At 34.9% G+C, this 13,467-nt stretch carries 14 protein-coding genes; 4 read left to right on the forward strand and 10 right to left on the reverse strand.

Going from position 1 to position 13,467, the window contains the following annotated elements:
- Positions 1–147 precede the first annotated feature (147 nt).
- From AB3U99_RS18895 to AB3U99_RS18920, 6 genes are all read right to left on the reverse strand, one after another.
- Positions 148–861, reverse strand: a complete 714-nt coding sequence (locus tag AB3U99_RS18895; RefSeq protein ID WP_400243179.1) for a GntR family transcriptional regulator — start codon at positions 859–861, stop codon at positions 148–150.
- Between the two features lie 294 nt (positions 862–1,155).
- Positions 1,156–1,872 carry a DsbA family oxidoreductase gene (locus AB3U99_RS18900; protein WP_400243181.1) on the reverse strand — a complete coding sequence of 239 codons (717 nt, stop codon included), beginning with the start codon at positions 1,870–1,872 and terminating at the stop codon, positions 1,156–1,158.
- A gap of 135 nt (positions 1,873–2,007) precedes the next feature.
- Complete coding sequence (locus tag AB3U99_RS18905; RefSeq protein WP_400243182.1) at positions 2,008–2,604, reverse strand: nitroreductase family protein; 597 nt, start codon at positions 2,602–2,604, stop codon at positions 2,008–2,010.
- 243 nt (positions 2,605–2,847) lie between these two features.
- The gene (locus AB3U99_RS18910; RefSeq protein WP_400243184.1) at positions 2,848–3,381 is read right to left on the reverse strand and encodes an NADPH-dependent FMN reductase; all 534 of its coding nucleotides are present in this window, start codon (positions 3,379–3,381) and stop codon (positions 2,848–2,850) included.
- Positions 3,382–3,529: 148 nt separating this feature from the next.
- Positions 3,530–4,717 carry a PLP-dependent aminotransferase family protein gene (locus tag AB3U99_RS18915; protein ID WP_400243186.1) on the reverse strand — a complete coding sequence of 396 codons (1,188 nt, stop codon included), beginning with the start codon at positions 4,715–4,717 and terminating at the stop codon, positions 3,530–3,532.
- A gap of 229 nt (positions 4,718–4,946) precedes the next feature.
- Entirely contained in the window at positions 4,947–6,119 is a 1,173-nt protein-coding gene (locus AB3U99_RS18920; RefSeq protein WP_400243187.1) for a GNAT family N-acetyltransferase, read from the reverse strand.
- Between the two features lie 246 nt (positions 6,120–6,365).
- Between AB3U99_RS18920 and AB3U99_RS18925 the strand changes: the two genes are divergently transcribed.
- The 4 genes from AB3U99_RS18925 (at position 6,366) to AB3U99_RS18940 (ending at position 9,284) form a co-directional block, all read left to right on the forward strand.
- Positions 6,366–6,557 carry a hypothetical protein gene (locus AB3U99_RS18925; RefSeq protein WP_400243189.1) on the forward strand — a complete coding sequence of 64 codons (192 nt, stop codon included), beginning with the start codon at positions 6,366–6,368 and terminating at the stop codon, positions 6,555–6,557.
- A 456-nt stretch (positions 6,558–7,013) separates the two neighbouring features.
- Positions 7,014–7,790 carry an amino acid ABC transporter substrate-binding protein gene (locus tag AB3U99_RS18930; protein WP_400243191.1) on the forward strand — a complete coding sequence of 259 codons (777 nt, stop codon included), beginning with the start codon at positions 7,014–7,016 and terminating at the stop codon, positions 7,788–7,790.
- 72 nt (positions 7,791–7,862) lie between these two features.
- Positions 7,863–8,522: an amino acid ABC transporter permease gene (locus AB3U99_RS18935; RefSeq protein WP_400243192.1), complete on the forward strand. Its 660-nt coding sequence runs from the start codon at positions 7,863–7,865 to the stop codon at positions 8,520–8,522.
- Positions 8,523–8,537: 15 nt separating this feature from the next.
- On the forward strand, positions 8,538–9,284 hold the full coding sequence (locus AB3U99_RS18940) for an amino acid ABC transporter ATP-binding protein (protein WP_400243194.1): 747 nt from the start codon (positions 8,538–8,540) through the stop codon (positions 9,282–9,284).
- A gap of 57 nt (positions 9,285–9,341) precedes the next feature.
- Here the strand turns inward: AB3U99_RS18940 and AB3U99_RS18945 are convergent, their stop codons facing one another.
- The 4 genes from AB3U99_RS18945 to AB3U99_RS18960 form a co-directional block, all read right to left on the reverse strand.
- The gene (locus tag AB3U99_RS18945) at positions 9,342–10,856 is read right to left on the reverse strand and encodes an alpha-N-arabinofuranosidase (protein WP_400243195.1); all 1,515 of its coding nucleotides are present in this window, start codon (positions 10,854–10,856) and stop codon (positions 9,342–9,344) included.
- Positions 10,857–10,967: 111 nt separating this feature from the next.
- On the reverse strand, positions 10,968–11,567 hold the full coding sequence (locus AB3U99_RS18950) for a YesL family protein (RefSeq protein ID WP_400243196.1): 600 nt from the start codon (positions 11,565–11,567) through the stop codon (positions 10,968–10,970).
- Between the two features lie 48 nt (positions 11,568–11,615).
- The gene (locus tag AB3U99_RS18955) at positions 11,616–12,398 is read right to left on the reverse strand and encodes a carbohydrate ABC transporter permease (RefSeq protein WP_400248120.1); all 783 of its coding nucleotides are present in this window, start codon (positions 12,396–12,398) and stop codon (positions 11,616–11,618) included.
- A gap of 136 nt (positions 12,399–12,534) precedes the next feature.
- A complete protein-coding gene (locus AB3U99_RS18960) occupies positions 12,535–13,434 on the reverse strand; it encodes a carbohydrate ABC transporter permease (RefSeq protein ID WP_400243197.1) in 900 nt (299 codons plus the stop codon).
- Positions 13,435–13,467: the final 33 nt, after the last annotated feature.

Below are 13,467 nucleotides of genomic sequence, written 5' to 3' on the forward strand. Positions count from 1 at the left end.
AGGCTATTTTCCTAACGCTACTCAGTATTTCTATATGTAATTTCCCCGAAAAAAAAAGGCCATTATCAAAAAAGCAGCCATCACAAAGAATTCGCCTTCATGATAGCTACTCTATTTTTCATTTCTTTGAAATAAAAGCTCTTCCTCTTAACGTTTTAAATTTACGCTTGTTACCTCAAATTTATCATATCGGTGGCGGGAAAAAGAATATTCAAATGGCATGCCATTATTTAAATAGCCCACATGTTCTACTTCAAGAATAGGATCATCTAATTCACATGCAAGATGTTCATGATCTAGCTCTGTGGATTTACATGCTCTAATTTTCCGATGAGATCCAGCAATCGTTAATCCTAATGTTTTCGTAATATGCTCATAAATAGAACCGTATAAGACATCATCATTTAGACCTGTTATGATTGTTGTTGGCATATAAGTAATTTCTAAGACATACGGTTCGCCTTTCACTGATCTCAATCTAATTAAATAATACACTGGTGTTTTCACATCAATTGCCAAATGTGCTGCAACCTCTTCATTGGGAAAATGAACTTCAAATTTAATGATTTTGCTCTCTATTTTCTCGCCATCTAATAGCTTGGACAATCCCATAATTTCATTTGACAAAACATTTACTCGGCTGTCATGTAGTGCAGATTGAACGATGAAGGTGCCATGCCCTCTTTTTCGATAGAGAAGTCCTTCCATCACTAGTTTATCCAATGCTCTTTTCATTGTCATTCTGCTGCAGGAAAACTCTTTAGACAATGATATCTCATCAGGTATCGGATGATCCAATGGATAAAAGTTTTCTTTAATTCGACGTTTAACTTCAATTGCTATCGCTTCATACTTATTCATAAACGAGCCACCTTAATTAGAAAAAATAATTCTATAAATTATGTTTGCAATATCCTTTAATCTTTAATCAATAGATAATGATATTTTAATTATAAGCATTTGAATTTAAAAGTCTACACTTTAAAAACTTACGCTTAGTATGTCTATTTATAGTATAGTACATTTCTTTGTAAATCGTATACCCTTTTTTGAAACGCTTTCAATCATGTTTTATTCCGATTGATTTAAATAGAAAAAAGAGATAGCCATTGTTTAGACTATCTCTTTTCCTTTATTCGCTTAAATTCTCCATAATTATTTCTTAGGAACTTCGCAGCCTTCGTCTGTACAAACAGCACCTGTTCCGGAAAGGTCTTGAAATTTAGGGGCTGGATGGTCTTCCTGCCATACTTGTTCGAGAACACGTTTAAAGGTTTCAGTAGGTTGGGCTCCAGAAACAGAATATTTTTGATTGATAACAAAGAATGGAACGCCTGTCACGCCAATTTGCCCAGCAAGTGCTTCATCAATTCTGACATCATTTGCAAAGCTAGTGGCATCAGCTAATACTTTTCGTTGCTCTGCTTCTTCCAGCCCTACTGATTTTCCGATTTCCACCAATACCTGAGGATCACTTATTAGTTTTCCTTCTGTGAAATAAGCATGCAATAATTTCTCTGTTAGCTCTTTTTCTTTTCCAACCGTTTTCGCATATTTTGTTAACCGATGGGCGTCAAATGTGTTCGTTGGTTTCATGTTATCAAAATCATAGCTCAATCCTGTGCTTGCAGCTTGATTACCAACATTTTCATTCGCATTTTTCGCTTCCTCGATACTCATTCTATATTTACCAGCAAGTACTTCATGGATACTTTTCCCAGAGTAAGCTTCCGCATTAGGATCTAATTCAAAGCTCTTAAATTCAACCTCAACTTGGTCTTTAAAAGGAAATTGTTCTAACGCAATCTCTAAACGACGTTTGCCAATATAGCAAAATGGGCAAACAAAGTCTGACCATACTTCAATTTTCATTTTTCCACCTTCTTTATAGTGATGCTATCATCCTATCACAATAGCAGGGATTTTACTTCGATTTTGCTCCAAGTCAACGGCCATTTAAACCAAATAGAAAAACTCCTATTATAGGAGCCTTTCTTAAAATCAGCCTTATTTAAATACCTTTACGCGATCCTCTAGAGGCTTAAATTCTTTTTGTCCTGGTTCTACTGTTGGTTTACCAAATGGCATTTGTGCAACAAGCTTCCATGTAGAAGGAATTTTCCATTTTGCTTGTACCGTCTCATCAATAAGTGGGTTGTAATGCTGCAAAGAAGCTCCATAGCCTACTTCTTCCAAAGCAGTCCAAATGACCAATTGATGCATGGCGTTCGTTTGATTTGCCCAAACTGGAAAATTCTCTGCATATAACGCAAACTGCTTTTGTAATCCTTCTACTACTTCTTGATCTTCAAAAAATAAAATCGTTCCATATCCTGCTTTAAAGGAATTTAATTTTTCTTTCGTGGAAGAAAAATTCTCCTCGGGAACAATTTTTTGTAATTCACTTGCAGTGAGATTCCAAAGTTTATCATGGTGTTCGTTTAATAAAACCACTACTCTTGTACTTTGGGAGTTGAAAGAAGATGGTGTATGTAGCACTGCTTCATTCACTATTTCTTGGATTTTTTCATCAGACACTATTTGTTCTTTACTAATGCCATAATACGAACGGCGGTTTTTAATCGCTTCTAAAAATGCAGTCATTTTTCTCCTCCAGTCGAAAATTTTTTTCTTATTTATATTACCCATTTGTCTTATTATTAAAATATCTTTTCTAAAATTCTTCGACTGGAAATCCTTTTATAAAAATACACTTCGCTTTCCATGGGGCGAGTGGTGAGCCCAAAGGAGTCCACGTGTATTCAGGCTGCTCAGTATTTCTAATTAATTTCTTTTCACTATAAAAAAAAGAGTAAAGCTTCATACGCCCTACTCTATGTATACAAATTATCCACGAATTGTTTTTAATGCTGTGCTCCAAGCTACTACTTGATCAAGCATTGCATTCATGTTCTCTAAATGAAGAGAAGATGGTTTAAATGTTGTGAAGTTCTCAAAATCAGTAAATAAAGAAAGTGTTGGATGAACTCGAACATCAGCAATTTGCAATTCGCCTAAAATTCCTCGTAAATGCTCTGCTGCACGAGCTCCACCTGTTGAACCATAGCTTACAATTCCAGCTGCTTTATTGTTCCAAGCTTCTCTTGCAGAATCTAAAGCATTTTTTAAAGCACCAGTTATACTGTGATTATATTCTGCTGCAACAAATACGAACCCATCAAGACTAGCTAGCTTTTCATTCCAAGCTGCAACATTTTCTTGGCCTTCTGCTGCACCTAAAAATGGTAAGTTAAACTCTGCAATATCCACGATTTCGTATTCAGCATCTCCTCGCTTGTCAGCAATTTCTTTCACCCATGCTCCAACTTGTGGACTCACTCTTCCTTGACGTGTACTACCTAAGATAATTCCAATTTTCATGATTTTAACCTCCGTATTTTTTAAAAAGTCATATTACTTTTTTATCCTAATACTGAGATTATTTAATTGCAAACAAAAACACTTACTTATTATAAAAAAGTTATTATAAGTAACCTACTTATATTTTTCGTAATCAAAAAGAAGCTTCCTAACACATTTCCTTGACTATTTTTCCTAAATTTGTAATACCTTTAATGATATTCTCTTCTGACATATACGAATAATTAATTCGGCAATGGTTTTTCTCTTGCATGTTAGGGAAAAAGCTTTCACCTGGAACATAAGCTACTTTCGCGATTGGCAAACTACGTTCCTGCATAAGAATCTTTGTATCAATATGCTGTGGAAAAGTAAGCCATGTAAACAACCCACCTTGAGGATTTGTATAGGTAACACTTTTCGGAAAAGCCTCGTGTAAAGTTTGAAACATCAGTTCTTTCTTATGTTTATACGTTTCTCTGATATGTGCGATATGCTCATCCAAATCATACCTATCCATAAATCGGTTCACTGCATACATATTTAAAGTTGAATTTTGCGTATCGGAAGCCATCTTTAATAAGCTTAGTTTCTCAGCTAATACACTATCTGCAATTAACCAGCCAAGACGTAATCCCGGACTAAGAATTTTCGAAAAGCTTCCTATATGAATAACTCTTCCCTCTGTGTCAAAACTTTTAATAGATGGCAGATCTTCCCCTTCATACCGTATTTCACGATACGGACTATCCTCTACAATGACGACATTATATTTATTTGCTAAGTCTACTAAAGTCTTTCTTCTCTCTAAACTCATCGTCACTCCTGTAGGATTCTGAAATTCAGGAACCGTATAGATAAGCTTCGCATTTGGATGCTTCTGTAATACTGCCTCAAGCTCGTCCATTCGCATACCATTTTCATCCATTGATACGCCAATGTATTCTGGTTCATATGGATTAAATGCAGCAAGCGCTCCTAGAAAAGTTGGATTCTCCGTTATAATAATATCTCCATAATCAATAAAAGCTTTGGCTGCAAGATCTAATCCTTGCTGTCCGCCTTGAATAATAAAAAGATTATCCACGTCACAGCTTATGCCAATTTTCTTCACTCGATTCACAAGCTTTTCCCTTAATGCCATTAACCCTTCTGTTCCTGTATATTGCAGCGCCAATTTTCCCTCTTCTAGTAGTACCTGATCGTATACTTTTCTTAATTTTTCAATTGGAAAAATCTCTGGATCTGGATATCCACCTCCAAATGAAATAATAGAAGGATCCGCCCCCAGTTTTAGTAGTTCTCTGATAGCTGATGGTTTTACTCGTTCTATTCGATTGGCAAATTTGTAATTCATTATGCTTTTTCCTCCTTATGTCTTTTCCCCTTCTACACTATCCGGAGCAGAATTTTCAGTATATTCATTCATTATAGATTATCATATCGCTCTTGGGTATAAAGATTTTATTATTTTGGAATGGATATTCGTTTGATTCTAACCATAAACCCGGATAAGGAGCAACTAAAATTTGGCGATTCAGCAAATAGTAGAAAATCCATTCACAAAAAAGAGATGGCTTTTACATTCAACCGATTTGTATTGTAGATGGAATTTTCCTTTTTATCAGCTTTTCCATATTAACTGTTTTCACTAATTTTCCATTGGGATTGTTTGCCTCTTCTTCTTTTGTTATGACAAATCCTAATTTTTCGTATAAACTTATATTCTTTGGTACATTTGCTCTGACTTTACATTCCATTTTCTGCTTTCCGTTTAATAATGCATATTCTTCCATCCATGCTAACATCCCTTGCGCAATTCCTTTACCTCTTGCCGATGGAGTAACGGAAAGTCTCGAAAAATAAAGAGAATCCCCTTTTAGCTGTAAACGGGAGGAACCAAGGGGGATATCATTTAATCGATAAAGAATTGCTTGCTCCGTTCCATTTTTGAGTGCATCAATTAATTTGTCTATTGGTTCATTCAGTGCACTTGAGGGCACCTTCATATATCGATAATCTTCAAACGCCTCTAGCATTAGCCTATGGACAAGAGGAGCCTCATCCTCTGTCACAAGATTTATTTGCTGTTTTTTCTCATTCTTTCTCCCTATTAAAATACCTGTTAATTGATCGATACTCTCCACAATAAAGGTTGCATTTGCCTTGTGTAGCTCTTCATATGAGCCATAGCCATATGTAACTCCTATCGAATCAATAGCTACATTATTTGCTCCAATGATATCATGCTCCCGATCCCCTATCATCACAAAGTCACTCAGCTGATAAGACGGATATAAATCTACTATATATTGAATAATTTCTGTTTTTGAAGTTCTACTCCCATCGAGATTACTGCCAATGATTTGCGTAAAATATTGCTCGATTTGAAAATATTTCAAAATCGTCTCCGCAAAAATCGTTGGTTTGGAGGTGGCAACAATTAAAATCCTGTCCTCTTTTTGTAATAAGTCGAGTAGCATCGATATACTTGGATATAATTCATTTTCAAACATTCCGCTTTGCGTAAATCGCTTTCTATATAGTGCTATGGCCTGATTCGTCATTTCATCGTTGTAACCATAATATTTTGGAAAAGATTCTTGTAGTGGCGGACCAATAAATCTTTCTAACTTATCTAAATCAAGTACTTCTTTCCCAAGCTTTTGCAATGCATATTGAACAGATTTCGTGATTCCTTCTTTAGGATCTGAAATTGTTCCATCTAAATCAAATAATATGACTTTGTACTTACACATGCCCCCACCCCTTTTACGAATAAATAAATCTTAATCTTCAGTCACTTATCTTTTTGCCCATTATAACGAATTTGGCATTTTGCCACAATAAGCAATTATGGAACAAATCAAAACATAATCATTAACCATGAAATAAATCCACCTTAACAACTTGGAATAGTCAATTTGATAAGTTATAATGAAATTATCACTACTTATTTGATGTCTTCGAAGAAATGAAATTGATTAAATTAAGGGGGAAGTACAATGGTTTATTACGATAAAACGAAATCCATTAAAAATATTCTTATTCAAAAGATTGTTTGTAATAGCGGCTTATCCTCTGAAATGTTGGAGCATTTATCCATAGCAGAGTTAAATGAGAAACTTAATAAAGACTTCCCTTATACCCACCCTCATAATGGATGCGGTTCTCTAAAGTGGAAAAATATTCGCTAGCCCTTTGCCAGAACCTTTTCTCAACATTCCCGTTATAACCATATCACCAACTAACTAGAGAATAAGGATCTCTGGTTAGTTGTTTTTCCTTCTAAACTTTTCGTCTATGTAATCTCCCGCTTCCCAATCCTAATTAGAAGTCAACTATCTGCCGCACCAATCAACTCAAATTTCGTACTTCCTTCCCATTATAATTCATACATCATAATACTTCTTTATGCATCATCCACTAATATGAAAGAGTATTCCTTTGGATTATTTACCCAATAAATCCTTTACTCTACTAATACACTAAAATATTTTATTGACAATTACTTTTTTAATATGGTAAATTCTATTCATTGGTTTATCACTCTACTATATTATCGAACTAAAGGATTTTAGTGATAGCCTTATTTTTAATAGATTTATCTTAAAAAATACAAACTTTAATTCATAAAGGTGGCTTTTTACAACATGAAACGTTTAGCAAGTAATTTACTTATCTTAGCAGCTGTATTTTTCATTTTTACAGCTTGTTCAAACAATTCATCCGATAAAAAGGAAGATACATTAGTAATTGGAATTGATGATAAATTCGCTCCAATGGGATTTAGAGATGAAAATAATGAAATCGTTGGTTTTGATATTGATTATGCAAAAGCGGCTGCTGAAAAAATGGATATGTCAGTAGAATTCCAACCAATCGATTGGAAAACAAAGGAATCCGAATTAAGCAGTGGTCGAATTGACCTAATTTGGAATGGCTATACTATTACGGATGAACGGAAAGAAAAAGTTCTTTTCACGAAGCCTTATTTAAAAAATGCACAAGTGGTCGTAACATTAGCTGATTCGAAGATAACAAAATTAGATGATTTGGAAGGAAAAGTCGTTGGTCTTCAATCTCTTTCTTCTGCATCCGATGCATTAAATAATAGTCCTATTAAATCAAAAATTAAAGAAGTTACCGAGTTTTCCGATAACGTATTAGCTTTAAATGATTTAAAATCTGGCCGTTTAGATGCTGTTGTTATTGACGAGATTGTTATTGATTATTATATGACGAAAGAACAAGATTCCTTTAAAGTGCTGGATGAATCACTTGCTCCTGAAGAATACGGAATTGGTGTTAAAAAAGATAACGATGCTTTATTAGAGAAGCTTCAAAAAGCACTTGATGAGATGAATGAAGATGGAACATCCGCTAAAGTTTCGGAAAAATGGTTTGGAGAAAATAAAGTATTAAAGTAAACTCGCAAATGAATCGTAAACAAAACAGGATTTCTTTACGAAACCCTGTTTTGTTTTGTTGGAGGAATAAAAATGTCGTTTGATTATATTATGTCGATACTAAAACCGATGTTAGAAGGAGCACAATCAACCGTTCTTTTATTTATTATCGCTATTGTGTTGTCTGTTCCACTAGGTTTTCTTTTAACTCTTGCTATAAGGTCTAGTATCAAACCACTTGCTTGGCTGGCAAGCTGTTATGTTTATATTATGCGTGGTACTCCACTATTGCTGCAATTATTGTTTATCTGTTTTGGTTTGCCGATGATTCCAGGAATCGGAGAATATTTGGTGTTAGATCGTTTTGTCGCTGCCGCTTTAGGTTTTATTTTGAATTATGCAGCTTATTTTGCGGAAATTTTCCGTGGAGGTCTACTCGCTATCGATAAAGGTCAGTATGAAGCCTCTCAAGTTCTCGGCTTAAATAAATGGCAAACAACAACACGTGTTGTGTTGCCACAAATGTTTCGCATTGCCCTTCCTGCTGTTGCAAACGAATCGGTTACATTAGTGAAGGATACGGCCCTACTTTATGCTGTTGCTGTCCCAGAATTACTGCATTTTGCTCAAACTGCTGTAAACCGCGATTTTACGATTGTACCATTTTTCATCGCGGGGATTATTTATTTAATCATGACCCTACTATTAACAGCATTTTTTAAATGGCTAGAGCGTAGATTCAAATTTGAATAAGAAGGACGGATTTTTATGGCAATCATCGAAATAGAGAATATCAAAAAATCATACGACAAGGTTGATGTGTTAAAGCAGATTACCTTTGATGTCAATAACAATGATGTCGTTGCGGTTATTGGTCCATCTGGTTCTGGAAAAAGTACGATGCTCCGTTGCCTTGTCGATTTAGAAAAAATAGATGGAGGAAATATTCGTGTTTGTGGGGAAGATTTAGTAAAAGACGGAATCTATTCACCGCCCCCAAAAATTAAACAGATTACGACAAAGATGGGAATGGTTTTTCAGCATTTCAATCTATTTCCTCACCTTACTGTAAAAGAAAATATTGAACTTGCACCGAAATTGGTCAAGAAAGAGGCAGCTGCTGACATTCAGAAAAGAAGCATGAAAATCTTAGAGAAAATCGGACTTTCCAATTTTACAAACACATACCCAGCCAAACTATCTGGCGGACAAAAACAACGTGTTGCCATCGCCCGCGCTTTAATGATGGAACCAGAAATATTGCTGTTTGATGAACCAACCTCTGCCTTAGATCCAGAACTGACTGGTGAAGTGTTAGAAGTAATGAAAGACTTAGCAGAAGAAAAAATGACAATGATTGTCGTTACCCATGAAATGGGCTTTGCCAAGGAAGTAGCCAACAACGTTATCTTTATGGACAATGGAGTAATCGAAGAGTCAGGACCACCAAATAAGATCTTTACAAACCCTCAATCCGTGCGTACACAGGCTTTTTTGAGTCGGAATTTGAAGTAATTGTAAAGTAGAAGAGCTTGAGGTTATTCTCAAGCTCTTCTAAATAAGAATGAAGGACTACTTTCTTCTCAATCGAATAACATTCCAAGACATTTTTGGCAGTACAAGTACTAATTTGCCATTTTCCATATAAGATTCCTTAGAGGCAACAGGTTTTACTGCTTCATGTTGAAGTGTGTTAATTGCCTTAGGATCATCGTTTGCAAGCACAATATGCTCCTCAATGGAATATCCTTCAAATGATCGAATATCCACATCAACATGTAATGGATTGTCTAAGCTTCTATTAACAGCAAAAATAACAAGTTCCTCTTTCTCCTCATTATAGACAATCGATTGATCTAAGTATGGTACATCCGTAAAATCCTTTGAATCATATTTTGGTGAATCTACTATCGCTTGGATTGCCGTTCCACGACCATATACAGATGTATAATAGTATGGATAGAAAATGGTCTGTTTCCAAGAAGCCCCACCTGTTTCTGTCATTATTGGTGCAATGACATTTACTAATTGGGCAAGACAAGCTATTTTAACTCTATCTGAGTGATTTATTAAAGAATTTAGCAAACTACCAACAAGCAATGCATCTTCAAAATTATAAACATCCTCTAAAAGTGGAGGTGCCACACTCCAAGGTTCTATTTGTTTATCTTGATTATTAGAGTGAAACCATACATTCCATTCATCAAAGCTTAAATGAAGTTTTTTCTTGCTTCTCTTCTTTGCCTTAATATAGTCACAAGTTGCAATAACCGTTTTGATAAAATCATCCATATCCAATGATTTTGCGAGGAAATTGGTTGTATCATTATCTCGGTTACCATAATAGGTGTGAAGTGATACATAATCGACGTAATCATAGGTCTGATCCAATGAGGTTGCTTCCCACTCAGGGAATGTTGGCATCGCTGTATTGGAGCTTCCGCAACTGACGAGTTCAATTCTTGGATCCACAATTTTCATTGCCTTTGCTGTTTCTGCAGCTAGTCTTCCATATTCATAGGCGGTTTTATGACCAATTTGCCATGGGCCATCCATTTCGTTACCTAAGCACCAAACTTTAATATTATGCGGGTCTTTATAGCCATGTTGTTTTCTTAAGTCACTCCAATATGTACCTCCTGGTAGATTGCAATATTCCAAAAGGTTACGGGCTGCATCAATTCCACGCGTTCCAAGATTTACAGCCATCATTACTTCTGAATTCACTTGTTTTGCCCATTCAAAAAATTCATTTGTGCCTACTTCATTTGTTTCGATGGAATTCCATGCTAGTTCCAATTTCTTTGGTCGTTTCTCCTTTGGTCCTACGCCATCTTCCCAATTATAAGCAGATACCATATTTCCTCCAGGATAACGAACGATAGGAACTTGTAATTGTTTAACTAACTCCATTACATCTTGACGAAATCCATTATTATCCGCCGAAGGATGCCCGGGCTCATAAATACCTCCATAAACCGCACGTCCTAAATGCTCAATAAATGAACCATAAATACGGGAATCAATTTCTGATATTTTAAAAGATTTATCGATGATCATTTTTGCAGTTTTGATATTTTCAGACATACTTCTCTCATTCCTTTTCCATTGTATTTTGATTTGCATAATTGAATTGTTTTTTCAGATAAAAACTACTATTTAGATACAGTCTATTATCCAATTTCATCAAAAATCTTCTCATTCGATAACCAAACTATTAGTGACTTTTCTAAGATAAATACGGCTGTTTATGAATACTATAAGAGCAACTCCTATTAAGGCTAATGGAATCAACATTTGACAAAAGTAAATGATCAAGTAGTCTATTACCACCATCAAGATGCTCATTGGTAAATTTTTAATAGCTAAAAATAGAGAGGTTCTTAATAAATCTAATACCGGACCATGAAAATTTACTAAAACTGGAAAGATTGTAACGAAGAACAAAGCAAAAAGAAAAACTAGAAAGATATAGAAATAGTAAATACTCAGTGAAGTATTTGCTGCAATTTCAAAATAAAAATTTCGAGAAGATAGTAACAATATGCCAAAACCGACAACAATAATACCAGTCATCATATTTCTAACAAAATTCCACTTAAATGATTGGTAAAATTCGGTAAAAATATTCATTTCTTTCCCATTAATCAAATGAAACATACAATGATGGAGTGCAACAGTAGATGGACCAATTGTAATTAATGGTAGACTAAACAATACCCACAAGAAATTTAAAACAATAATGTAATAGAGTTTTCCCATCCGTTCCCAAAATGGAGAATCGTATCTTATTTTCATTGTTCACCCCGCCTCTTTATCAACTTTTTCAGTCATTTTCTCCAAGCTTTATCCTTTTACTGCTCCAGCTGTCATACCCTCTACAAAGTACTTATTGAATATTAAGTACAAAATGAATAAAGGAAGAATGGAGAAGATGGATCCGGCAACTAGGACATCATAATTGTTTCCATAAGGTGTTAATAACGTATTTAATCCTATAGGCAATGTGAATTTTTCTGCTGATCGTAAAACAATTAATGGCCACAGCATACTATTCCATGCCCCCATTGAACTCAGAATTGCCATTGCTGAGAACGCAGGTTTAGAAATGGGCATAACAATTCTCACACAAATTCCATACTCACTACTGCCATCAATTCTTCCTGCATCCAATAATTCCTTTGGTATGCCTGAAAGATACTGCCTAAAGAAAAAAATGGTGGAAGCATGTACTAAACCTGGAAGGATAACCCCAGCATAGGTATCTATTAGTCCAAAACTTATCATTTCCTTATATAATGGCAACATCAATATTTCAAACGGAACCATCATTGTCGCAATAACTAGGAAAAACAATAGGTTTTTAAACTTAAAATGATACATTGCAAAGCCATAGGCAACAAAATAACAGATAATTAACGTCAAAATCACAGAAACAATGGTAATAATCAGACTATTCTTATACCAATCCAGATAGCCAGTACTTCCATCAAAAAGATAGCTATAATTGATTAATGACCAATTTTCAAAATCCAAGTTTAAATTTAAGCCGTTTCTTATTAACATTTGACCTGGACGGAAAGATGCAAATAATCCTGAGAGAAAGGGAACGGCTACACTAGCACACATAAGGATAAAAAAGCCGTTTATCAAAGCTTTCACCAAAGGATTTTTGCCAGTTTTTTTCCCTTTAATATTTCTAATTCCTTCTAGTGATGAGCTAGATAAAGGACTTTTATTGGGATTCGTATTATTCTTGCTCATACTATTTGTCCTCCTTTTTAAACATGCCGCTTGAGAGCAGGTACACCATGCTAATGGATAAAGCAACAATCAATAATACTAAGCCAACCGCAGATGCATATCCTAAATCATTCTTTTCAATGCCTCGTCTATACAAATAACCAACTATCGTTAACCCAATATTTTTTGGAGAATTATTGCTTCCATATATCATAAAGCTTTCAAGAAACATTGCTAATCCAGCATATATACTGATGGTTGTAACATAAATTCTTGTTGGTTTAAGTAACGGCAAAGTGATATGCCAAAACCTTTGCCATGCATTTGCACCATCGACTTTTGCCGATTCATAAAGCACCTCATCAATAGAGCTTAAGCCAGCCTCAAAATACAAAGTGTTAACTCCAGTCCATCTCCATGTTGCTAATAAAAGTAGTGCAAACATTCCTGTTCCCCAATTTTTCAGCCACTGTTTTGACTCAAGGCCAAAAAAATGCAGGATTTGATTCATAAGACCAGAATCCATTTCACTAAACATATATCGAAATAAAATACCTGCAACTACCACTGAAACCAATGCTGGCAAATAAATAATCGATTTATAAATTCTCTTCCCAACAACACTTTTCGAATTTAATAAAAATGCGCAAAGCATTGGAATAGGAATCAATATAATTAACGTAAATATTGTGTAGATGACACTATTTCTAACGGCGATATGAAATACCTTATCACCTAACAGTTTTTCATAATTTGCAAGCCCAATATATTCACTGTATCCATTTCCAATATTATAAAAACTCATATTTATGGTCGAATACATTGGATATATCCAGAAGAATGACAAGCTAACAACAAACGGCAATATAAACACATAAGGTGCAATTTTCTGAGAGAATAAAAAAGCTTGGATCTTCTTCAAATTCGTTCCTCTCCTTTTCTATCAAGAGTCTTT

The organism is Niallia tiangongensis (assembly GCF_044704065.1).
GTDB classification, from domain to species: domain Bacteria; phylum Bacillota; class Bacilli; order Bacillales; family Cytobacillaceae; genus Niallia; species Niallia tiangongensis.

Bases quoted from the DNA above. Each gene is read 5' to 3' on its own strand.
- AB3U99_RS18895 (WP_400243179.1), bottom strand. From the start codon at position 861: ATGAATAAGTATGAAGCGATAGCAATTGAAGTTAAACGTCGAATTAAA.
- AB3U99_RS18900 (WP_400243181.1), bottom strand. From the start codon at position 1,872: ATGAAAATTGAAGTATGGTCAGACTTTGTTTGCCCATTTTGCTATATT.
- AB3U99_RS18905 (WP_400243182.1), bottom strand. From the start codon at position 2,604: ATGACTGCATTTTTAGAAGCGATTAAAAACCGCCGTTCGTATTATGGC.
- AB3U99_RS18910 (WP_400243184.1), bottom strand. From the start codon at position 3,381: ATGAAAATTGGAATTATCTTAGGTAGTACACGTCAAGGAAGAGTGAGT.
- AB3U99_RS18915 (WP_400243186.1), bottom strand. From the start codon at position 4,717: ATGAATTACAAATTTGCCAATCGAATAGAACGAGTAAAACCATCAGCT.
- AB3U99_RS18920 (WP_400243187.1), bottom strand. From the start codon at position 6,119: ATGTGTAAGTACAAAGTCATATTATTTGATTTAGATGGAACAATTTCA.
- AB3U99_RS18925 (WP_400243189.1), top strand. From the start codon at position 6,366: ATGGTTTATTACGATAAAACGAAATCCATTAAAAATATTCTTATTCAA.
- AB3U99_RS18930 (WP_400243191.1), top strand. From the start codon at position 7,014: ATGAAACGTTTAGCAAGTAATTTACTTATCTTAGCAGCTGTATTTTTC.
- AB3U99_RS18935 (WP_400243192.1), top strand. From the start codon at position 7,863: ATGTCGTTTGATTATATTATGTCGATACTAAAACCGATGTTAGAAGGA.
- AB3U99_RS18940 (WP_400243194.1), top strand. From the start codon at position 8,538: ATGGCAATCATCGAAATAGAGAATATCAAAAAATCATACGACAAGGTT.
- AB3U99_RS18945 (WP_400243195.1), bottom strand. From the start codon at position 10,856: ATGTCTGAAAATATCAAAACTGCAAAAATGATCATCGATAAATCTTTT.
- AB3U99_RS18950 (WP_400243196.1), bottom strand. From the start codon at position 11,567: ATGAAAATAAGATACGATTCTCCATTTTGGGAACGGATGGGAAAACTC.
- AB3U99_RS18955 (WP_400248120.1), bottom strand. From the start codon at position 12,398: ATGTGTGCTAGTGTAGCCGTTCCCTTTCTCTCAGGATTATTTGCATCT.